Here is a 21,984-nt window from a genome sequence, read left to right as displayed (position 1 = left end):
ACGGATCCAAATATCGAATATCGCTACCGGACGAGTTTTCCTGTTTTTCAAATCTTACTACAGTGCCGCGATAAGCACATTTTAAGAGACTGAGGAGAGACTGATGAATTTTCTCATTTTATTATACAATTGTAATTGCATATAAATACAAATTTATATAAGTTTGCACCAATTTAAAATCAGTCTAAATAAATGTGTTATATATTCAATTTTCAAAGACATCATTATATTCAGTCGTTAGCGATAGGCTTACTTCTTATCAACGGGCTACATACATCAGCTCAAAACGTGAGGTCCCAAAATTCAACAAAACTGACATTATTGGACACCGTGCAAAATCTTAACGAAGTAGTGGTGACTGCTGGTCGTAAACCTGAAAGTATATCGACTGTACCTTCTTCTATTTCTATCCTCTCTACGAAAGAGATCGAAGCACAAAGCCAAATAAGCACCAATTTAGCAAGTATACTAGGTAATACAATTCCGGGATTAGGTACCGCGACTAATAAAGCCACGAATTCCGGCCAAACGCTACGGGGCAGATCGGTGTTGGTACTGATTGATGGAATTCCGCAATCTACTCCCTTGATGAATGGACAGCGAGATATACGCTCCATAGATCCCAGCGTCATCGAGCGTGTTGAAGTGATCAAAGGTGCTACTTCTATATATGGAAATGGTTCAGCTGGAGGGATCATCAATTATATAACCAAAAGAAACGATAGCCTAAGCAATCCTATTGGGGGTGTTACCACAGTGAGAAGTACACTACAACCCTACCGAAGTGGTGAAACAGCCGGTTATCGGATTGCCCAAAGTTTATATGGTCGTCTTAACAAATTCAGTTATACAGCAAGTGGTTCGGCAGACTACATGGGATTACAACGAGACGCCGACGGTCTAGCACTGGGGCAAACAGATGGATTGTCAAACAGTTACCAATATAATGCGTTTGTTAAATTGGGTTACGATATTGACGCTTCTTCCTCTTTAATTGCAGTTTACAATTTATATAACAGCACACAGCATGCAAAATACATTAGTCAGGCTGGTATATATGGAGAATCGCCGACCATAGGTATTAAAGGGGAAGATCCGGGAGAGCCTGCCGGTACACCGTACAATCACAATGCAATGTTAACCTATACCAAAAACAATCTCTTTAACAACACGCTATTACAGGTATCTGGTTATTACAATACATTTAGGTCAATGAACCGCTATGTCGCGAATGCGACAGCGTGGTATGGACCAGGGCAAACACAAATAAATTCAACAAAAAAAGGACTACGTATCAATCTAAATACGCCCTTTCTATTAGGTCAATTCCCTTCCGAGGTCACATATGGCCTCGACTTACTTAACGATGTGACCAATCAAGATTTAACCGACGGGAGAGTATACATTCCTAATATGGATATGATCAATATGGCTCCTTATGCACAACTAAAGATTGACTTTTTAGAAAATTTGATCTTCAAAGGTGGACTCCGATATGAAAATGCTTCGGTAAAAATCAACGATTTCAACACCATAGCTACAGGTCCTGACAATGCAGGTAGTATTGCCGTAACAGGCGGTAAGATTCCCTATCGGGGAACAATGTTTAATGCCGGCTTGCGTTTCAATAAATATGATTTTTTCAATCCATTTATCAGTTTTTCGCAAGGATTTGCTATCAACGAACTCGGACGTATTGTGCGGCGAGCCACAGACAATGATCTGGATAGTCTGAAAACAGATCCCATTATCACAAATAATTATGAAATAGGTTTTTCCAGCACATATAGTATATTTCAGCTCTCTGCGGCGTACTATCGAAGTACCTCAAAATTGGGTGCCGAACTTGTAGATGTAGGAGGTTATCTGATGCCACAACGTACACCTCAAAATATCTACGGATACGAGATAGCGTTAAATGCGAGATTATCTCCCCAGTGGACAGTAGGTGGCACATATGCCTATGTTGAAGGAAAATCCGAGCAGGAAAATGGAACCAAAAACTATATTAATGGATCATTGATAGGTCCTCCTAAAGCGACGGGATACCTCTATTTTACGCCAAATCCTGCTTGGAATATACAGCTCTTCTGGGTACATACCAGTGCTAGAGATCGATTCGAACCAGTTGAATCTACCCGAAAGTACCGTGCTGCAGAAGGTCCTGTAAACGATGTAAACCTCTTTAATCTAAATGCTTCACATAGGATAAATAATCAATGGTCAATGGGCTTGGGGATAGAGAATCTTTTTAACACAGATTATTATACCGTACTTAGTCAATATCGGGCTGAAAACGTCAACTATGTAAAAGGCATGGGAACAATTGCTTCGTTAAACGTCAATTACAGATTTTAAGTGTTTAAAAAAGTAGTTCTTTGGCTTCACAAGTGGCTTGGCATAATAACGGGCATCGTGGTGTTCATCCTGAGCGTTACGGGATGTTTCTATACCTTTCACGATGACCTCAAGCTACTGGTATACCCACAAAAATATATTATCCAGCAGCAAATCGATCAAGCATCTCCCCTGCCTTTAAGTGAATTACTCCACATTGCGCAGGGAGCACTTGGACAGGAAGAGCGCGTCTCTCGTGTTGATCTTTATCCTGCACCGGACCGGACCTGGGTATTCCGTGCGCAGGAAACAGACGAAAGCGCGTTTGGGTATTGGAATTATTATGTATACTACAAACGGATTTTCGTTAACCCGTATACCGGAGAAGTCGCAGCGATTGAAAATTCTAAAACTGAGTTTTTTCAGCTGATGTTACAAATGCATCTTCATTTACTACTCGGTAAAAAGTATGGTCATCCGGTTGTAGGTTATTCAACCGCTATTTTTGTTCTTCTCTTGCTATCTGGAATAATACTCTGGTGGCCAAAAAAATGGAAAGGTAAAACCCTTAAGCGCGCCATTTGGCTCAAGACCAAAGTGAAATGGAAACGCTTCAACTATGACCTACATAATGTACTCGGTTTCTATAGCTTCCTTCTGGCACTGATCCTAGCTATTACCGGACTGGTCTTCTCGTTTCCTGAGTTCAAAAAGGGGTATACATCTTTTCTGAATAATTTTTCAACAAACGATCACGCTCAAATCGCACAGCTAAAACCTCTGACGTCAATAGATAGTATGTACACCGATCCGCTGGACAATGCGCTGCATTATGCTTTAGCAAAACATAGCCGCGCAGGTATGATGTCAATACGCCTTAGATCGATAGAGGCTCCGACAGTCGATATACAAATCCGACATCTTGAACAACGGAGCGGGCTTTTTGAATGGTACTATTTTAACAAAAAGGATCTCCGAATTAAGGAAATAAAATCAAGCAAATCGCTGGCTGCAGGTGATAAAATCGCATCGCTAAACTATGATATCCACACCGGCAACATCCGGGGCATGTTGACTAAAATACTTGCTTTTTTCATTTCGTTGATATGCGCCAGTTTACCCGTAACCGGATATATTATCTGGTGGAATAAGAGTAGGAAGATTTCTTAATCCGTGCCCGTCTTTCATAAAGATACTTCACGCGCTTTAATTTATAAAAATCAAAGAAAGCGATGAGCACTAGCACAAAGCATACTAAATAAAATGTTTGATTACCGAAGTAAAAATAATAGACCCCACTGAGCAATCCGCCAAGAAAATAGGAAAACAAAATAACCAACAACAAATGAAATTTGTCGACCAATTGTTTATTTTGTCTGTTCTTTGTCTTTGTGAACATCGAAACCATAATGGCCAAATCGGTTGTTAAGCCGGTTAAATGGGTGGTCTTTACAACTGAATTTGAGATACTGGCTGTTAAACCATTCTGCAGCCCCATTGCAAATAACAGGGCACCTACCAAAAGTTCGGTTTCTTGCAAAGAGTCATTGTAAAAAAAATCGAGGTACACTCCTACAAATAGGATGCTTAAAAGCTCGAGTACGACAGGAATCGCGTGTGATACATACTGCCCCCATAAACTCTTTCCGTGAATAATAACTGCATTTGAAATTACACCTCCAAAGAAGAATAAAAGAATCCAGAAAAGCACAACAGCTCCTTGGTACCAGTTTCCCTTCGATAACTCCTGTGCAAAAACCGCATAATATCCGGTAATATTCGACGTAAATGCAAAAAAGACGATAACCGATATGACATTCACCATACCCGCTGAAAAGGCCGTCAGACCACCCAACTTAATGTTATCGCTAACAGTTCTATGATTACTATATTTTCTCAGCATAATCTTCTTGATATCCCTTTCTTTCTAATTTAATTTTCAGCACCCCTCTCACTTGTAGATCCAGATTAAGGTGCAATTCTAATGTATTTCGATCTATATTGGCGATCTGGAAACTTTCAAGTTGTTTACCTTCCCTAACTAATTGCAAAATATGCCCCCTGCCTCTGATATACCACTCTATGCGTTCATTCAATGAATTATTAGCCGCTTTAATCGTTCCATCGTTGTCGAACTCCCAGACTTTGACATTAAACAACTCAAGATCTTTCATAATTTCTTCTCGTAAGCTATGTTGTAGCTCCCATTCCGAATGTCGTGCCTTGCTATCGGTTTTTTCTAAATACCATCCTGTTTCGACCCATTCACCTTGGATAAGGCGTTCCGGATTCTCAAAATGCATAACCATGTATGCTGCAGTAAGCAACAACGAAACCAATAAGATATAGGTGATCGCAAGTAGTCTTTTTCGTTTAAAATGTAACATGCCAATTCCTCCTAAAAAATAAACTATCTAACTTATCTATGACAGGGACATTTTCTAACCGCGTACCTAGGTAAACTGCCGAAAGACCGACATTGGAATTCTTATTAAATATTTCCAATAGATCGAAACTTCTCTGTGTAGCGCTCTCAAACCTATAATCCTTTGCAATTACAAGATGATCTACTCGGCTGCCCTTGCAGTAATTCCTAAAGTAATTGTTCGTTTGGGATGTGATGATATCCGCATACATTTCATTTATGCGTTCACCGTATTTCGAACGCATGAGCTGACAAGCCTTAATAAATTCTTCCGTCTGTAGTACTTCGAGATGATCTTCAGCGTGAAAACCAAGTAATTCGGTAATGGAATTATCAGATTGTAAACCATGTACGAGGATAATTTCAAAACATTGATCGGGATACCGATCTAGTAGATCTACAACAATATTTAGTGAATTGACAGTGAAGTCTGTTTGAATGAGAACACGCTTTGTCCTAGCCATATTTTGATTTTTTTTTCAAAGTTAGGACAGTGAAATTGCAACGAGATTAGCCTCACATTAGTTTTGTGTGAGACTTTTTAGGTCATATTAGAATGTAATTAGAATGATCCAACATACATTAGAATAAGATTAAAAAGAGGTAACCGTAGGTAGTTCTATCCGCACCGTTGTGCCTTCCCCCAGCACAGAAGACACATTTAATTTTCCATTATGCATCCGAATAATATTTCGTGCCAGAGGTAATCCTATACCATAGCCTGAGAAATTTCCGGTGTTAGAAGCTCTAAAGTACGGATCAAAAATGTAAGGAAGATCCTGTTCAGGAATACCAATACCTTCATCTTTAATGAGCACAATAACACTATTATCAAGTGCACCAAGAGCTACGTAAGCGGTATGGTCGGAAGAATATTTACAGGCATTCGATATGATATTCGAAAAAGCCAATTGTAGCAAAGCAGACGATCCATATACCTTTAGCTTCATGCTATCTTCGGGAAGTAGGGTGAAATCCGTTTTAATATGGAATCGTTCATTGATCGCCTTTACAGTTAGATCTGAATCCATAATAATCTGATCGATACGTACCGGCTTAAAATTACTTCCATTATTTTCATAGCCTGTACGTGCCAATAACAGTAACGCATTGGTCTTTTTTTCGAGATTATCCGCTGCGGCTATTATCTTCGTCAACGATTGTTGGTATTCCGCTACAGTACGTTCCTTTGACAGTGCTAAATCTGCTGTTCCGATGATGGAAGTCAAGGGTGTATTTAGCTCATGGGATGCGTTGCTAACGAAGTTTTTTTGCGTCTCAAAGGAAGTTTCTATCCTAGATAGCATTCTATTAAATGTTATCGCTAATTTATTCAACACACTCTTGTCTTCCGTTTCTTTAAGACGAAGAAATAGATTTTCTGAACCTATTTTTTCTACCTCATTTATAATACCGTTAATTGGTCTTAGAAATGATCGCTTTACAAGTAAAGAGACCACGATGACAAAAAGAACCCCCAAAACTACACTGATAAATAACAAGTTTCGTAGATATGCGATATGATGGGTATAGAAATAATTCTCGGCAGAAACTCCGACAACATACATTTTACCATCGTTCTTATAGACATCTGTCGAATAAAACTTGGTTCCTATCTTAAAATTAGCATGGCCTACTTTACTAATCTCTTTCCAAAGTGCAGGATCCAAACCGTTATTATATAATATTGTATGTGTGTGGTCAAATTCGACAATAAAATTATGTTGCTTGTCGAGATTTTCAACATTCTCATACGTCCATTTGAAATCTTCATTCCTAGGATCTTCATTAAGCATCTGCTCTGCGGCCAGTTTTCTCCTTAAGTCCAATCGTTTATAAAAATCTGTAAAGGCAAAATTAGAGATGGAGTAAAAAACAAAGATCACAAAAGAGACTGTATAAACAATAAGGATAGTAATCAGCGAATATAATGTTCTATTGTATTTATGCATTTTTAACTATTATCGTCTATTTTTAATACGTATCCCATGCCTATAACGGTATGTATCGCCTTTTTTGTCGTTATTTTCTCAATTTTTTTTCTCAAATAATTTACATAAACGTCTACGACATTAGATCCAATGTCAAAATTGATCCCCCAGACCTTATCCAAAAGTTCATTCCGATTGAATACTTTTTTCGGAGTCTGGATGAAAAGCATCAAAAGTCGATATTCTGTGGATGTAAGATTTAGTTCCTGACCTTCGCAATACGCTATTTTTTTAAAATCATTCAGTTCTAGGAACCCGTAGCTGTACTTTTTTTCTTCTTGATTAATTAAATGGTTCGCGATTTCACTTTTCCGTCGGATCAAAGAGCGAATTCGCGCTTTCAGTTCTATAAGCTTAAAAGGTTTAGAGAGGTAATCGTCAGCACCGCTATCCAGACCTAATACTACATTTTCCGGACTCCCCAACGCAGTTACCATCAATATAGGCAAGTCTTTGTAGCCTAAATTTCTAAAGTTTTTACATATTTCAAGTCCATTTACTTCAGGAAGCAAAACATCTAAAATCACGAGATCAATACGGTCGTTACGCACAATTTGAAGCGCTTCTTCATAATTATTCACATGCGATACGGCATAGCCATCTTCCACTAACCCCTGTACAATGAATTCAGCTACATTTCGCTCATCCTCTACCAACAAAATTTTTTGCGTAACCATATATTGAAAATTAACTTCGTTTATAACGAATAGCTAAAATATACAAATATTTTCAATAAAGAGCAACATTATAATTTACCAGCAAACTTATTGTAAAGAAGAAATGGTGTCTTCTTTTTGACTAGAGAATAGTGTAGCCACACACGATTTACGAAGTACACTATACGTGGCTATACTATTCTGCCGATCCTATTTGCTATTTAACAATTTACGCAAATGATATACAGGAAGATCTGTCATAGTCTGGTCGGAAAGGCTCCCGAGCAAGCTTTTTATTTCAGTACCATTCATATACACCGCAGATTTTCCCTTCGTAAAGATGTTCATTTCTTCGATATGGCCTGTCGTATCTTTCTGCAAATTAAATGCAATTTCAGAATCTTTTATACTTGCATATAGTTTACCAAAAGCCCTCTTATGGATTCGAACTGAACTGCTGTTAAGGTCTAGAGTGAGGTCGCGTACCCCATGCATCGGCTCGTTAACAACATCAACCCATCGCATGTCAAGATTGGACTGGCTGACATTCATATATAAGTGATCTATCTTGGTATTCAATCCAAAACTAAAAGCGCTTTGTTTTTCCAACGATACATGAAATTCAGGAGCCTGTATCGTAAAATCCTGTATGTGAATATTAGAAACCGTCAATTCCTCTACATTCGGTGAAAAGATGGAGATTGAGAGCTGACTATACTGCTTACGATTCTGAAAATCGATTTCCAAATTCCCTTGGTCATCAATATGATAAACAAAATCCGATTCCTTATCCTTATCTGCTTTGATGGCAAATCTATCGCTGTTTATATGCTGAAGATTAATAGAGGTATTTCCTGAACCCAACAGTTTAACTTTCTTAAAAGGCTCAACAGAGACCGTCCGCATATATTTATCTGGCACCTGCAAACTTGTAGCTTCCTTGTACAGGAGATCTCTATACGTATGCGCGTCCGCCCGATTGGCTTTCACAACAATATAGCACACACAGATCGGCACGACTAAAAGTATCGTTGCCAGACCTATCAATAGTTTATTACTTAGTTTCATTGTTCTTTTTTTATTATAAGCGCTGAACACGCGAAGTGATTTTGAATTAAACTGCTGTTGATCCTATTCACATCGTCCTGGCGTCGCTATTTGGTGTTGAAATTTTGCTTAATAAACGCTTCGTACATCCGGCGGATGTCCTCCGTCGTAACTTCTAGTAAATACATATTTTTAAATACCTGCGGTAGTTCGTCATCAATAAACGCCGCTTTCCGGTACGATTGTACCTGCTGGATCGCATCTGTACTCAAAAAGAAACCTACTCCCCTTTTGTTATTGATAATGCCCTTTTGCTGTAATAATTCATATGTACGCGCTACTGTATTCGGATTTACTTCCACGCTGACGGCCATATCCCTAACCGAAGGAATTTTTTCTTCCGGCTTCCATGTGCCGAGTAAGATATGCTCACAAACGTGTTCTACAATTTGTAAATAGATTGCTTTGTTATTATTAAAATCCATATTATGCCTCCTTTTCTTTCAGGCGTAGGTAGCTCAGAAACCAGAAAAATAAGGTCAACAACACACCTACTGCACCAATAATCCGTAACACATTCATCTCCTCCCGCCAAAAATTATCTCCTACCCATATCGTATTCCGAGTAGCCCCTTGCATGATAAAAACTAATATACCAATCCAACAGGCGATATAAATCATCACACTGACTGCTGTTTTTATATAATGGAAATTCTTGAAATAAATGGATCCCAATAAGAAAATACTATTTAACAAAAAAGGTAACACAAAAAAATATTTAGTGGCGTCTGGTAACGGCTGGTTAAAAAAATAAGCTAAGTGATCGATTACAACAGCTGTTCCGTCTGCCGCTATGTACGATGTCGTTTCTTTGGTAAAACCACGTATATACGACAAAAAGGCGAAATCGATCACATAGAAAATTAGAAGAAAGGAGCCTATCGTTAAGAAAACCGTATACACCAAGCTCGCCAAAAATTTCTCCAACGTGGAAGCGGGAATCAGTAGTTCAATGATCGCCTTGGGCTTTTGCCCCAGATCGGAGAAATAACTACTGGAGGTCATTGTTAAGAATAATAGCCCTAAAAACACAAATATAACCGGCCTAAAGCCCAGACTACCACGCCAGTTTCCATGACCATAATGTAATTGTTCATACACATAATAGCCGTAGAACGCGAGAACTACACCTGCGACGACAGCGAGTGAAATAAGATAAATTTTTCCGAAATTAATCCATTCCCGGCGTATCAGAAGAGAAAAGCGATTGAAATTAAATATGTTATTCATGATGAGCTATATTTAAAAGTGAGGTAATGTTTCCTTTTTCTGCTAAAACCGCATTAAATAATAACTCCATATCGAACTTAGAGTCCTCGAGACTATGATTAGTTGTTATCACCTGATAACCACCTAACGCCTCTTCAGCGTATAAAACGGTATCATCCAGCTCCTTCACCTTCTTAAACGTAAACGCCGTTGTGATTTCGTCAATGGAGGCATTAAGGACTACTTTTTGTTCGTCTAGCAGAATAACAGCATCAATAAGATTATCCAGATCACGCACTTGATGCGTAGATATGATAATACAACGGTCGTCCGTCATCGCTGAGGCCATTATTTTTCGAAATTGTGCTTTAGATGGAATATCCAGCCCATTCGTTGGTTCATCCATAATAATCAATTTCGCATTGGTTGCCAATCCGAAGGCAATAATATATTTTTTCTTTTGCCCATAGCTCATTTCGGAAAGTTTCTGCTCGATGGGAATATCAAATTCGGCTAATAGTGTATCTAAATACGTCCGATCAAAATTGGGGTAAAAAGGTGCATTCACCTTCACGTAAGTCGGTGATTTGACTGCCGGTAGGTGAAATTCTTCAGGAATAAAACTAATCTGTTGTAAAAGCGAAGGTTCGCGTCGAGCAGGATTATGCCCGAGCACTTGTAATACGCCCGCGGAAGGATAGACAAGACCGGCAATGTTTTTTAGCAAAGTCGATTTGCCGGCTCCATTTTTACCAAGCAAGCCATAAATATGCCCTTCGGTCAGCTGCATATTCATGTTTTTAAATAAGGGCCTAGCCTTATTGTAATTAAAATTTAGGTTTTGAATAGTTATCATACTAGTGTACTACTTAAATAATACACTAAATTATAACAATTATTTTAATATCCAATTTTTATAAAAAAATAATTGTCTTGTTTGAGGTAAGGAAATTAGACCCATATTGTCATTCGAATGTCTATTTACAATAAAGCACTTGCACTTAGTGTATAAAACACACTATATTTGTATCATCATAATTTAGGTTTATAATTGGTTAGTAAAGGTTTTCATTCTCCCCGTTTGAAAACCTTTCTTTTTAAACAGCTTTTTCATTTCTTCCCATCCAACAAATCCCAATACAATGCTTATTTCTTATGTAACTCATCAATTTGTTGATCAACCAAATAGAGCAAAGAAGCTATCGCGGCTACACCTGATTGCAATTCTCGTCTATCTACTGCTTCGAAAACGTCTTTGTCCGTGTGATGCAAATCAAAATAGCGGTGCGGATCAGGCCTAAAGTTAAACATGGTTGTATTAGGAAAATGTTCTCCCCACACGCCTGAATCAACTCCGGGGCTACCGCTTAAGAAACGAGAAACCCAGAATTTCTGTTCGAATAATGGCTTCCAGTGCTTCTGCATCCATTCAACCTGCGAAGCAGATGCTTTAATATCGAACCCTCTCGGTGCAAAACCACCGGCATCACTTTCAATACCCGCAATCAATTGTTCATTTTTATCCTTAGCATATCTTCCATATGCCATGGATCCGTGTACACCGTTCTCTTCATTCATATAAAAAACCAATCGAATGGTATGCCGCGGTTTATAACCTAAAGCTTTTAACGTACGCAACGCATCTAAAGTACCCATGGTACCCGTCCCGTTATCGTGTGCTCCTTCTCCAACATCCCAGGAATCGATATGCCCTCCAATGGTAATTATCTTTTCTGGGAATTCGCTCCCAATCCATTCACCAATGACATTATGCGTTGGTACATTATCTTTCCAAGCAGCATGCTGTTCTAGATAAACCTTTGCTTTAGGATTTTCTTTTAATCTCTCACTCAATCGATTTGCAGATACTGCCGATATAGCTATTGCCGGGATGCGATCTACTCCATCGATATACCGTGTACCTCCTGTATGCGGATAATCATCTATGGCAGAAGAGGATAAGGATCTGAACAGAAACGCCACGGCTCCCAGTTTCGCTGCTTCCCCTGGTCCACGGCTACGTTGGCCAGCATTGAGGCCATAAGCCACACCGGTTTCTACCATAGATTCATCCCAAGGCTTATTGATGAAAACGATTTTTCCACGTACTTGCTCCCCATATTTACGCAAATCGCTGAGTAATTCGATTTCTATAACTTCTGCTTCCAGACCGTTGATCGGCGTAGCCACGGACCCTCCCAATGCCAGTACATTTAAAGGTTCGCCGGTCTCTACAATATGCGCTTTCTCTTTTGGCCCCCTATCCCAATAAGGTACTTCTACATTCTGTAAATACACCTTATCCAAACCTAGCCCTTCCATTAACCCTTTTGACCAGACAACTGCCTGGTCTGCTTTTTTTGAGCCTGCGATCCGGTGTCCAATTTCTTTGGTTAGGTATCTTAAATTATCATAAGCTTGACCGTTATAAAAGGATTCATGGTAGATCCTATCGAACATAATGGAATCCTGTTGTGCACAATTGATCTGCATACCGCCAAACGATATAAATAATATAGAAAATAATTTTCTCATGTTTAATGTTAGATTGAGTGCCCTAAAAATACGCATTATGAAGATCAAGTAAAACAATTGAGTACCAAAATTTAACTAAAAATAATTCATTAAGTGCTCATCGTTATCACAGTGCACTCCATTCCCACACACTGTGGTATCGATTAATGGATTCGATGTAATCCAGAAAATCTTTATAAAAACGATGTTGCCCGATTGTGCTGGTATCGCCTATCACAATCAGCTTTTTCTTAGCTCGGGTCATCGCTACATTCATGCGCCGTACGTCACTTAAAAAACCAATTTGCTGCTCGGTGTTGCTTCGGGTTAAGCTGATGTAAACGATGTCTTTTTCTTGCCCCTGAAAACTATCGATCGTGTTTATTTGAACCAAGGCGGCAAAAGGCTGTAGTTCTTCATCTTGCTCTATTATTTCTTTAAGCAAAATAGCTTGCCTTCGATACGGGGTGATAATACCAATACTGGGGAATACCTGATTCGCATAAGATAACTGCAGATCCTTAAGCAGCGAACGGAGGTGTACCTTTAAAAAATGGGCCTCTTCGGTATTATAGATAGCACCATCAATCTGCGTTTCTTCAAATCCAGCACCTGCTGTATCAATAAAGAGTATGGGTGTTGCATCATGGAGTAAGGTCCAATTCGATATCGGTTCCGCAGCTTGCAATTGATCTGCGTAGAGGGCCTGCGATGGATACTTCATAATCTGCGCATTCATCCTATATTGCACGTTTAATAAAGAAACTGCTGCCGGATAATGTACTATCAATTTTTCGAACAAGGTATGGTAAAGACCTTCTCTGGAATTGTTACTGGATTTGACGGTGGGGGGCAGTTGGCAATGATCTCCCGCTAATATTACGTTGTTTGCTTTTAGGATTGGAATCCAGCAAGCAGGTTCCAATGCTTGAGCCGCTTCATCTATTATAACCGTTTCATACCTTCTGTTACGGATCGTATAATGGTTTGCTCCTACTAACGTCGCGGTGATCACTTCTACCCTGTTCAAGATATCTTCAACAATATAATCCTGAACTCGATCAACCTCTTTCCGGATTTTGCGCGCTTCATCAAACAAAGCTTTTCGTTGCTCCCGTTCTGTTTTACCAAAATGGCGCTTGTATTTATGGGCCATTTCTGTATACGCGCGGGCTTGCTTTTCCAGATTTTTAAGCTCTTTATTCGCATTATGTTTTTCTACCTTGGCATCCAACGTGAGCTCTTGAAGGTGATCAGACACCTTAACGGGATTACCGATACGGACTACTGAAATTCCAATTGCATCTAGACGTTCGGTCAGGACATCAACCGCTGTATTACTGGGTGCAACAAATAAGATCTGTTTGGCTTCTTGCTTTAATAGAGCCTGTACGGCTCTAATCAATGTGGTGGTCTTGCCCGTACCAGGAGGACCATGTACAATAGCTAGTGGACACGAACTTAAGATATGTTGAATAGCATTATTTTGACTTGCATTGAGTTCGGGGTGTTCGTAGGCAACGTGTACCTGATCATGCCAAAGAGATTCCTCCCCGATAAGCTGTCGGATAAGCTTTCCTTGCTTCACATCAGTACGCAATTCCTTAGCCTGACACAAAGCATCCTGCATTTCTCTATAGGAGTTTTCGTCAAATAGTAGATCGACACCAAGTTTTCCCCTTCGGCTCCACTCGGGTAACTCATCCACTCGAAATGAAATCCGCATGATATCTCTACTAACGAAGGATATAATGCCATCAATGCGGTCGTCACTGGGAGCATAATTAGAAAACAAGGAAACTGGCATGCCGAATCGAAAACGATGATTTTCTTCCAGATTATTAGTCTTGGTCAACGTAATCGTTACGTAATCGCCGCGACCAAGTTCACTATTGGTTATTGAAACTGGAAACCAAGTAACACCTTGCGCCCGTCGTTCGTTTAGATTGCTTTTTAAAATCAGGGATTCGTGTTGGGCCTTATCATAATATTTTTCCTCATTCAATAAGGCAGTGAGCTCGTCAAAATAATTCATAGAGATATTCTCGTTATAAAAACAGTTGCAAAGTAACTGTTTTTATAACATGATCTGATATTAGGCATAACAAATTTACATGTACTATTGCGCTTTGAAAACAATCGGCAGCATTATTGCTTAAAGTTTTTTATGATGAAAATACAACAATTACTACCGGTATGTCTCGTCGTGATGTCGACCATTTCCTGTCGATCCGGATCGGACGGTAAAAATACAGCTTCTGATACGATAAAGGTAGATGTAGACTCCTTTACTAATAGTAACTCGCAGCAGAATATGACAACAGACATGGATTCTACTGTTGTTGCGGTCGACCTAGGTCTTGCCCCTAACATATACAATGCAAAAGTGCTGTCTCGCTCAAATCCAACCTCTATTCACCCGGACTGGGAACAAAGCAAGCTAGGAAAGGCGTGGAGCTTATTCGCAACAAAAAAAATAACCAATAAACTTGGGGTATTTTATGAAGGCGATCTTGTCTCTCCCAGAGGAGGCAAAATGGAAAATGGACCATACTACTTTATTGCTTCGGAATGGGAAATGCCGTAGATGTTAAGAAGTAGCTATTATGTAAAATAAACGTGTAAATCATTCAAATAACGGCAGTCGTATCCACCATTCCAAAAGTGTATTACTAAATTTCTTTACCAAATCTGGGTGCTGTGATACAAGATTGACTGATTCTTTCTTGTCTGTCGCTAAATTATATAACTCCATACCACTTTGATCTAAATTCATCAAGAACTTCCAATTCTCCCATCGGTAGGCTAGCGCGGGACTTCGGTTGGGTGCTTTGGGAAAGCTAAAAAAAGAACTATTACGCCCATATTCCCAAATTAATGGTTCCTTTCGTGGTGATGGCCTCCCTAACCACGTCGCACTTCGATCTTCTCCGTCTAATAAATCAGAATTCCCAAGATCCACTCCTGCCAAAGCACAAAATGATGGGAACAAATCTAAAGCTGATAATATGGATGTCGTATCAGTCTCATTCTTTTTAATTTTAGCAGGCCAACGTGCAATAAACGGCATGTTTATTCCGCCTTCATAGAGAGACAATTTACTACCGCGTAGCCCTGCTGATCGGTCTTGTCCAAAAGTTGGTAACGGTCCATTATCGCTGGTGAAGATTACTAAGGTGTTGTGATCAATACCTAATTCCTTTAAACCATCCATCAATCTTCCTAGTTGCTGATCAAATTCTGCCAATACAGCTTCGAAGCTTCGCTCTTCTTCCGGCTTCCCCGGGTATCTGCCCACTTCATCATCTCCTGCTACCCAAGGTGTGTGCACATCATCTGTCCAAAGGTTTACATAGCACGGCTTACCTTTATTTTCTTTCAAAAAGCTTAACGTCTTTTCGACAAAATACGCTGTACGATTCCATCGCTTTACACTATCTTTGTCGCTCCAAATCCAATTAGTGGCAGTAATAGCCGGATCAGGATCGGGACTCTCATAGGTACCGGACCATTCATCAAATCCATACTGGTCGAAGTTAGGCGCTTCTGTAACATCACGTCCTCCCCCCATATGCCATTTCCCAAAATGCCCGGCAACATATCCCTCCGATTTTAATAACTGGGCAATGGACGGAACATTCGGATCCAAATAATCGACCTGCTGCTTTCTCTTATTATCCTCGCGGGTATTTAAAAATGTCGTAAAATGTAATTTGGCAGGCGATTGACCTGTGAGAATACCTGCTCGTGATGGGGAACATATCGGTGATGAACTATAATAATTGGTAAACCGAATACCTTCAGCGGCGATCTTATCAATATTCGGGGTGCTATACTTTCCATAGTAACAGCTGACATCGCCAATCCCCAAATCGTCTGCCAAGATTAAAATGATATTCGGTTTGGGTATATCTTGCGCTTTTAACAAAAATGAATACGATGCCAATATCAATACGATGGAGGCTTTAATCAGTCTCACAACTCCTGCAAATCTGGAAAGTATATTTTTCATTTTACTAATTAGTTATTTCTTTCAATCGGAATGTCTAGCGCTATTCCTGTATCGCCTTGCTTTTCCATCCAATTAAGTAGTTCTTCTTTCATCTCCGCAATGGTTGAATGGTATGCAGGGTTATCAGATTGGTTTTCTAATTCGTACGGATCATTCTGTAGGTCATAAAACTCCACCGGAGAATGCTTGACGATCCGTTGTGCTAGTTTATCGGACTCCTTATCGTTTTTCCCTTTGGCTACCCATGATGTGTACACTTGCTGCATATTAGTTGTATCCGTCATGTACTTGATATGATACCTTTGGTTCGCTTTTAAATTGAGAATGAGCTTAAACCGGTCATTTCGAATACTTCGGATGGGATATGAGGGTCCTTCGGGGATATTATTATGAATACCATAAGCGTACTTCCTAAAAGATCTTTTAGGATCTTTGATTACAGGAAGAAAACTTCGTCCATCTAAAGATTCTAAAGATGCTCCTCCGGCAATTGCAAACAAGGTCGGCATGATATCCTCATATTGAACAATTGCATCAGTTGTGCTACCCGGAGGGATTATACCAGGCCACCTAATCAACATCGAACTGAGTTGTCCATTATCATATAACGTCCATTTGCCACCGGGAAACTGAGGTCCTTGTTCTCCCAGAAAAATCACAATAGTATTGTCCAATTGGTTTTGTTGTTCCAGAAGTTTCAATACATCTCCGACTTGATTGTCCAACCGTCGCACCTCGGCTAGATACTTTACGAATTGTCTACGGGTTAGGTCGGTATCTACCCAATGTGCCGGTAGGATGAGCTTGTCCTTATCAAATTCGGAAGGGTCTCCCACCGTCCAAGGTGCATGAGGATTGGCGCTCATCACGAAAAGGCAATAGGGCTCCTCTTCTTCTATAAAATGGGCAATGCTGTCCAAAAAATATTCATCGGTAGTAGCAATACAGTTTTTTTCAAATCCGGGCACAATGCGAAAAGGGAAAATGGATCGCGGTTTGGTAACATGATCTTTTCCGGTTAGACCTACCCGGTACCCCTGTTCTGCTAGGTAATGTACTACACTTTTCAAATCTGGGTTTACAGGCTTATGATTCTGATAGGCACCATGTCGTACTGGATAAAGGCCTGTAAACAAAGATGCTCGTGTGGGTACACACATAGCTTCTGAGGCAACTAGGTTATTAAATTTCACGCCTTCGCTAGCGAGCCGATCGATATGGGTAGTTTGTAAATTCATACCTCCATAACAGCTCAACTGTCTGCTATCTAAATCATCCGCCATGATAACCAAGATATTAGGACGATTCGCTTTAGAAGACGAAGCCATAGTGGCTTGCTGTGAAAAAACTTTGGGACAAAACCCGATAAATAGAATGAGCGTCAATAAAATGTAGTGTCTGCAATCCTTAAAGTTGAGATACAGATGTCTTTGTTCAATTTTTTTCATCCACTTTTTTAAATGCTGACAAGTGTCCGATCTGAATTATCTTGATTATAAAACGACCAGCCGGTTTAAATTCAGTTAGTATATCCAAAAATAATCTTAAAAACTTACAAGTAATTGCCTTTTCCGATCAAAATACCCTCAAATCATATCACCTCATGACACCAATATTTTTACCATCCCATTCCGGGAATAGTGAATTGTTATCTTTGACATTAAGGTGTAATTGAGATACTTCGGAAAACACGGCTCTAAAGTCGGTCGTAACTTTGAGATCCCTCCCATCCTCTAGATTTTCTACGGCCAATGGATCGACGACTCCATGTATCTTACCTCCAGAAACGTGATTCCCCAATATAAAATTACAGGATGCGCGTCCGTGATCGGTGCCACCGGTTCCGTTTTGATGCACAGTTCTTCCAAATTCGGTCATCGTCATTACGAGCACATCATCTTGATAAGCTTCTATATCATTCCAAAAAGCCACTATAGCATCGGACAAGTCGCCAACGTTGCGTGCGAAGATACCTGTGTCTTTACCTTGATTATAATGTGTATCCCAACCGTTGGATTCGGTGAACGCGACCTCTAGCCCCACATCCATCTTAATAAGCTGGGCAACTTGCTTGAGCGAAGAGCCGAGATTGGTAGCAGGATACTTCGCATTTTGGGCCGGAATATATTCTTTCTGGATTTTTTGTTGAAGTATTTTCATACTGTCAAAGCTATCTCCACCAGCCTCATTTAACAATTCATCAGCAGTATCGTCGTAGAGTTCCTCGAAGCTTTTTGCATTTTGCAGCATACGCTTGCCGGCACCCTGAATTTTAAAATTCTTGATATTGCTTATCGCTAAGGCATCATGATCTCCATATAATGATCGTGGCAAGGCCGATGTAAGGCTTATGGCCGAGAAAGGAGTTTGCACGTTTTCGTGCCCGGTAAGCCCAACTGCTCTATTGAGCCAACCATCAGATGTACTCTTCTTGAACGGGGTGCCGCTTTCCATATAATCTTGCGCATCAAAGTGCGACCGTGTTGTATTCGGCGAACCGATCCCATGTACGATGGCTAGTCTGCCATCCTTGAACAAAGGTTCGAAACTACTCATCGCCGGATGTAAACCAAACCTACCATCAAGATCTATTAAGCCAGGTGCTCGGTTATTTTTGAGCTGGGGGGCAATGAACAAGTTGGGTCTCGCTTCTTTTAAGAAATTATCTTCAAAAGGAGTAACAGCCATTAATCCGTCCATGGCACCTCGTTGAAATATACAAACCAATACTTTACGTTTGCTAAATAATGGATTAAGCTTCTCCCGGGTCACGGCTTCAACCACAAAAGAAGGTATACCGCCAAGAAGACCTATTCCGAACAGACCTATACCCGATGATTTTAAAAATGCTCTTCTACTATACATATGTGCACGGTTTAACGTCTCTGAAATTCAGGGGATCCAATAATTAGTCCGACAACTTGTTCAAGCATCGGATGTGTGGTATTTTTTTCAGCTTCTTCAATTGACATACGCTGATCATCTGCTGAAGAAGGAATTGATCTCGACACCTTTTGCTGTAAGTTTTGGGTAGTGAGTAGTGGGGAAAGCCTTCTCTTAAGCAGCTCTTGATCCATATTTGGAACCATATTTTTACCAAAAACATCCAGCGCATGAGCAGCACTTTCGGGTTCCCTATCGTGTAAGGCATGCACTAAATCAACACGCACCCCCGTCACATTGGTTTTCAAAAAAGATAATCCAAAATTCATTCTATTTAACAAGGATCCACTATTGATCCACTGGGAGGCTCTATCAGGAAACCCTGTGGGTGCGATGTAGTAATATTTTTTCTCTCCCATACGTGTTACCCATTTATTAAGTTTTTCAGGGTTCTCTAAATTTCCATCTAGTGCTCTCACACTACTAATGGCCAGCTCGAATGGTGTTTTAATTTTGCTACCAATATTATTCTTCTCCCAAAATGAAGGCGAGTTCACCATCGTTACCAGCACCTGCTTAATGTCGCCTTTACTCGATAGGAACGTACTTGCCATTTCAGTTATAAGCGCTTCACTTGGCGTGTCACTGACAAAGCGGATCGCCAGTTTGCGTGCAATAAATTTTGCTGTCTCGGGTCTTGCAGCTAAAAATTCTAAGAGTTCCAGACCTTCTGTGTAGCCTTTATTGCTGAAAATTTTTCCCATAACGGCTTTTTCTCCTTTATCATGTCTGGCTGATAGAAACAAAAAGTCATCCTCTATGACATTTGATCTATTTTTCGCTAATCGATTCAGCGCATCTGGATTCCCATCAAGTCGGCGGGAATTAATTGTCCAACCTGTAAGAATCCGCGCGGCTTCCCGAACATCCCTTTGGGTATACCCGCCATCGACTCCTAGCGTATGAAGCTCCAAAAGTTCTCGTGCGTAATTTTCATTTAAACCTGATTTTCTTTTCGAATTCGTGTTTTCTGCGGTGCTCGCTACATTATCCAAATAGGTAAGCATGGCTGGTGACTTGGCCGTTGCCAATAATAAATCGCTAAATTTTCCCAATATATACGGACGGATACTATGATTTTCATAGGAAGGGATATAAGGGGCTGACTGCCCTTTTGTGAATGAGACATTGAAGTGATTAAACCAAAAGTCGGTCATCACCTCTGCGAGTTGATTTTTTGAATACGAGGCCCGTATAAATTTTGAGGCAATAAACATGTTATACAAGTATTGCGGAGACTTAAGGCCTTTGTCTTCTAAATATTCATTTAGCTTTATACGATATGTGGTGGTGTTATTTATCGAGTCTTTTTTGATATAACCATCTCTGATCATCATCTGTTTGACGCTTTGTGTGCGAGGGTATCGCGCCAATAGACTTCTATTATCCAACATCGCATCTGCATAGGGCTGGAGATGTTTATGTACCTCCTTATCCTCAACCTTCATGCTGAGCTGTTCTTTAAACCAGTTCTCAAGCCCTACTTGTTGAATATACGCTACGTCTTCTAACTTGTAACCGTACGTAAAACGGCTAAGCAAATGAATTGCTGCGGCCTCTTTACTTAGGCCTGCTTCGGCATAGGGAAATTTTGACTGTTGTTGAGCAGCTATTGGAATCAATGGTGCAAAGGTCAATAGCACTAAGAAGAGTTTAATAAAAATACATTTTTTCATAGCACCTTATATTTACATTATCTCTATCTCATTTACCTCGACCGACTGCTGATTCTATTTTATGACAATCGTACGAGGAAAAAGTTTAATTTTTTATTCATCTTGAAATGCGCTCTTTTTATGAAAGGAATACAAAAGATAAAACAGAAAGGGTAAAATAAATATGCTTCCCAGTAGTAACCCCCATGCCAATACATTAATGGTTTTTTCGCTACTTTGCTGATCGACTAGGGATAATGCGCTGCCATCTGCAAGCAGAATGAGCTCTGGAAAATGGTTATAGGTTGCGGCGATCAAGATCATCAAGACCTGAAAGGCTGCACACATACGCATCAGGGTGCTCTTATATCGAGTTGCCGCCCAAAAAAGTATTAATATAGAAACAGTGGCCAATAAGACGGCAATTTGACCGACCAAGCCTCCAAATACCCATTCAAATAGAGGAACACCAGTCCAGTATGCGGTCGTAAATACTAAGCTACCAGCCCCCAGTACCAGTACGAAATATACTTTGGCTTTACGGATTAAATAATCGATAAATTTTTTATCGCCTGCTTCTCCGATAATGTATATAGATGCAAGATAGGCACTGATACACATTGTAAAGACACCGACTGCAACCCCGAAGGGGTTCCACCAGCTGTACACATAGGCGGCTAAAAAGCTTGTAGCTGAAGGATCTATTTGTCGAGAAACGGTACTTGCAGCGATAATGCCTAAAAAGAAGGGTGTCACTAGGCTACTTAGTTGAAAGATTCGATTGTAAACCTGTTGCCATTCGTCGTCAATTGCGTCATAGTGGCGAAAAGCAAATGCTGTTCCCCTAGCAATAATTCCTAACAGCAAAAGCAAAAGCGGAATATGAAGATATATGGATAAAGTACTATATATGATTGGAAAACCGACAAAAAGTACGACGATTGCAATAATCAACCACATATGATTTGCTTCCCATATTGGACCAATGGATTTGTAAGCGGTATTTTTGACCCGGCTTCTGTTATTCTTTCCTGTAAATAGCTCTATGATACCTACACCAAAATCCGCTCCACCTAATATAAGGTAGAGATAAAGGGATACCCAGAGATAAGCGACGACTACGTATAACATAACC

19 protein-coding genes are annotated in these 21,984 nt (G+C 40.0%); 3 read left to right on the top strand and 16 right to left on the bottom strand.

The window, feature by feature from the left end; genetic code table 11:
- Nucleotides 1-288: 288 nt before the first annotated feature.
- Together FAZ19_RS17185 and FAZ19_RS17180 are read left to right on the top strand one after the other, a co-directional pair.
- Complete coding sequence (locus FAZ19_RS17185) at nt 289-2,358, top strand: TonB-dependent receptor (RefSeq protein WP_229707616.1); 2,070 nt, start codon at nt 289-291, stop codon at nt 2,356-2,358.
- Nucleotides 2,359-3,507 (top strand): PepSY-associated TM helix domain-containing protein, encoded by a 1,149-nt coding sequence (locus FAZ19_RS17180; RefSeq protein WP_136821979.1) that lies wholly within the window; start codon nt 2,359-2,361, stop codon nt 3,505-3,507. It abuts the gene before it with no gap.
- On the opposite strand, the gene FAZ19_RS17175 is transcribed toward FAZ19_RS17180, so the two are convergent.
- From FAZ19_RS17175 to FAZ19_RS17125, 11 genes are all read right to left on the bottom strand, one after another.
- The gene (locus tag FAZ19_RS17175; RefSeq protein WP_136821978.1) at nt 3,473-4,240 is read right to left on the bottom strand and encodes a YoaK family protein; all 768 of its coding nucleotides are present in this window, start codon (nt 4,238-4,240) and stop codon (nt 3,473-3,475) included. The two genes, FAZ19_RS17180 and FAZ19_RS17175, sit on opposite strands and share 35 nt — an antisense overlap.
- Complete coding sequence (locus FAZ19_RS17170) at nt 4,224-4,724, bottom strand: hypothetical protein (protein WP_136821977.1); 501 nt, start codon at nt 4,722-4,724, stop codon at nt 4,224-4,226. Before FAZ19_RS17170 ends, FAZ19_RS17175 begins: the two co-directional genes overlap by 17 nt.
- Entirely contained in the window at nt 4,711-5,226 is a 516-nt protein-coding gene (locus FAZ19_RS17165; RefSeq protein ID WP_136821976.1) for a hypothetical protein, read from the bottom strand. Before FAZ19_RS17165 ends, FAZ19_RS17170 begins: the two co-directional genes overlap by 14 nt.
- A 129-nt stretch (nt 5,227-5,355) precedes the next feature.
- Nucleotides 5,356-6,714: a HAMP domain-containing sensor histidine kinase gene (locus FAZ19_RS17160; RefSeq protein WP_136821975.1), complete on the bottom strand. Its 1,359-nt coding sequence runs from the start codon at nt 6,712-6,714 to the stop codon at nt 5,356-5,358.
- A gap of 2 nt (nt 6,715-6,716) precedes the next feature.
- A complete protein-coding gene (locus tag FAZ19_RS17155; RefSeq protein ID WP_136821974.1) occupies nt 6,717-7,430 on the bottom strand; it encodes a response regulator transcription factor in 714 nt (237 codons plus the stop codon).
- Between the two features lie 189 nt (nt 7,431-7,619).
- Nucleotides 7,620-8,477: a hypothetical protein gene (locus FAZ19_RS17150; protein WP_136821973.1), complete on the bottom strand. Its 858-nt coding sequence runs from the start codon at nt 8,475-8,477 to the stop codon at nt 7,620-7,622.
- An 86-nt stretch (nt 8,478-8,563) separates the two neighbouring features.
- A complete protein-coding gene (locus FAZ19_RS17145; RefSeq protein ID WP_136821972.1) occupies nt 8,564-8,941 on the bottom strand; it encodes a GntR family transcriptional regulator in 378 nt (125 codons plus the stop codon).
- Nucleotide 8,942: 1 nt separating this feature from the next.
- Nucleotides 8,943-9,746, bottom strand: coding sequence for a hypothetical protein (locus FAZ19_RS17140; RefSeq protein ID WP_136821971.1), 804 nt, complete (start codon nt 9,744-9,746; stop codon nt 8,943-8,945).
- Entirely contained in the window at nt 9,739-10,581 is an 843-nt protein-coding gene (locus tag FAZ19_RS17135; protein WP_136821970.1) for an ABC transporter ATP-binding protein, read from the bottom strand. Before FAZ19_RS17135 ends, FAZ19_RS17140 begins: the two co-directional genes overlap by 8 nt.
- A 290-nt stretch (nt 10,582-10,871) precedes the next feature.
- Nucleotides 10,872-12,260 (bottom strand): M20/M25/M40 family metallo-hydrolase, encoded by a 1,389-nt coding sequence (locus FAZ19_RS17130; protein WP_169305692.1) that lies wholly within the window; start codon nt 12,258-12,260, stop codon nt 10,872-10,874.
- 106 nt (nt 12,261-12,366) lie between these two features.
- Complete coding sequence (locus tag FAZ19_RS17125) at nt 12,367-14,274, bottom strand: AAA domain-containing protein (protein ID WP_136821968.1); 1,908 nt, start codon at nt 14,272-14,274, stop codon at nt 12,367-12,369.
- A gap of 132 nt (nt 14,275-14,406) precedes the next feature.
- Here FAZ19_RS17125 and FAZ19_RS17120 point away from each other — a divergent pair, with 132 nt between their 5' ends.
- Nucleotides 14,407-14,826, top strand: a complete 420-nt coding sequence (locus FAZ19_RS17120) for a hypothetical protein (protein ID WP_136821967.1) — start codon at nt 14,407-14,409, stop codon at nt 14,824-14,826.
- 39 nt (nt 14,827-14,865) lie between these two features.
- Here FAZ19_RS17120 and FAZ19_RS17115 read toward each other — a convergent pair whose 3' ends face one another.
- The 5 genes from FAZ19_RS17115 to FAZ19_RS17095 form a co-directional block, all read right to left on the bottom strand.
- The gene (locus tag FAZ19_RS17115) at nt 14,866-16,251 is read right to left on the bottom strand and encodes a sulfatase-like hydrolase/transferase (protein ID WP_136821966.1); all 1,386 of its coding nucleotides are present in this window, start codon (nt 16,249-16,251) and stop codon (nt 14,866-14,868) included.
- Nucleotides 16,252-16,259: 8 nt separating this feature from the next.
- The gene (locus FAZ19_RS17110; protein ID WP_229707617.1) at nt 16,260-17,699 is read right to left on the bottom strand and encodes a sulfatase family protein; all 1,440 of its coding nucleotides are present in this window, start codon (nt 17,697-17,699) and stop codon (nt 16,260-16,262) included.
- A 148-nt stretch (nt 17,700-17,847) separates the two neighbouring features.
- Nucleotides 17,848-19,116 (bottom strand): DUF1501 domain-containing protein, encoded by a 1,269-nt coding sequence (locus FAZ19_RS17105; protein WP_136821965.1) that lies wholly within the window; start codon nt 19,114-19,116, stop codon nt 17,848-17,850.
- An 11-nt stretch (nt 19,117-19,127) separates the two neighbouring features.
- On the bottom strand, nt 19,128-20,870 hold the full coding sequence (locus FAZ19_RS17100; RefSeq protein ID WP_136821964.1) for a DUF1800 domain-containing protein: 1,743 nt from the start codon (nt 20,868-20,870) through the stop codon (nt 19,128-19,130).
- A 93-nt stretch (nt 20,871-20,963) separates the two neighbouring features.
- A complete protein-coding gene (locus FAZ19_RS17095) occupies nt 20,964-21,980 on the bottom strand; it encodes a cytochrome d ubiquinol oxidase subunit II (RefSeq protein ID WP_136821963.1) in 1,017 nt (338 codons plus the stop codon).
- Between the last annotated feature and the right edge of the window lie 4 nt (nt 21,981-21,984).

Source organism: Sphingobacterium alkalisoli, assembly GCF_005049105.1.
GTDB lineage: Bacteria > Bacteroidota > Bacteroidia > Sphingobacteriales > Sphingobacteriaceae > Sphingobacterium > Sphingobacterium alkalisoli.
Note: the sequence above shows the minus strand (reverse complement) of the source record. Positions and strands in the feature narration are given on the sequence as shown.

Bases quoted from the DNA above. Each gene is read 5' to 3' on its own strand.
- FAZ19_RS17175 (WP_136821978.1), bottom strand. From the start codon at position 4,240: ATGCTGAGAAAATATAGTAATCATAGAACTGTTAGCGATAACATTAAG.
- FAZ19_RS17165 (WP_136821976.1), bottom strand. From the start codon at position 5,226: ATGGCTAGGACAAAGCGTGTTCTCATTCAAACAGACTTCACTGTCAAT.
- FAZ19_RS17110 (WP_229707617.1), bottom strand. From the start codon at position 17,699: ATGAAAAAAATTGAACAAAGACATCTGTATCTCAACTTTAAGGATTGC.
- FAZ19_RS17155 (WP_136821974.1), bottom strand. From the start codon at position 7,430: ATGGTTACGCAAAAAATTTTGTTGGTAGAGGATGAGCGAAATGTAGCT.
- FAZ19_RS17120 (WP_136821967.1), top strand. From the start codon at position 14,407: ATGATGAAAATACAACAATTACTACCGGTATGTCTCGTCGTGATGTCG.
- FAZ19_RS17100 (WP_136821964.1), bottom strand. From the start codon at position 20,870: ATGAAAAAATGTATTTTTATTAAACTCTTCTTAGTGCTATTGACCTTT.
- FAZ19_RS17160 (WP_136821975.1), bottom strand. From the start codon at position 6,714: ATGCATAAATACAATAGAACATTATATTCGCTGATTACTATCCTTATT.
- FAZ19_RS17105 (WP_136821965.1), bottom strand. From the start codon at position 19,116: ATGTATAGTAGAAGAGCATTTTTAAAATCATCGGGTATAGGTCTGTTC.
- FAZ19_RS17145 (WP_136821972.1), bottom strand. From the start codon at position 8,941: ATGGATTTTAATAATAACAAAGCAATCTATTTACAAATTGTAGAACAC.
- FAZ19_RS17150 (WP_136821973.1), bottom strand. From the start codon at position 8,477: ATGAAACTAAGTAATAAACTATTGATAGGTCTGGCAACGATACTTTTA.
- FAZ19_RS17170 (WP_136821977.1), bottom strand. From the start codon at position 4,724: ATGTTACATTTTAAACGAAAAAGACTACTTGCGATCACCTATATCTTA.
- FAZ19_RS17115 (WP_136821966.1), bottom strand. From the start codon at position 16,251: ATGAAAAATATACTTTCCAGATTTGCAGGAGTTGTGAGACTGATTAAA.
- FAZ19_RS17095 (WP_136821963.1), bottom strand. From the start codon at position 21,980: ATGTTATACGTAGTCGTCGCTTATCTCTGGGTATCCCTTTATCTCTAC.
- FAZ19_RS17140 (WP_136821971.1), bottom strand. From the start codon at position 9,746: ATGAATAACATATTTAATTTCAATCGCTTTTCTCTTCTGATACGCCGG.
- FAZ19_RS17125 (WP_136821968.1), bottom strand. From the start codon at position 14,274: ATGAATTATTTTGACGAGCTCACTGCCTTATTGAATGAGGAAAAATAT.
- FAZ19_RS17130 (WP_169305692.1), bottom strand. From the start codon at position 12,260: ATGAGAAAATTATTTTCTATATTATTTATATCGTTTGGCGGTATGCAG.
- FAZ19_RS17135 (WP_136821970.1), bottom strand. From the start codon at position 10,581: ATGATAACTATTCAAAACCTAAATTTTAATTACAATAAGGCTAGGCCC.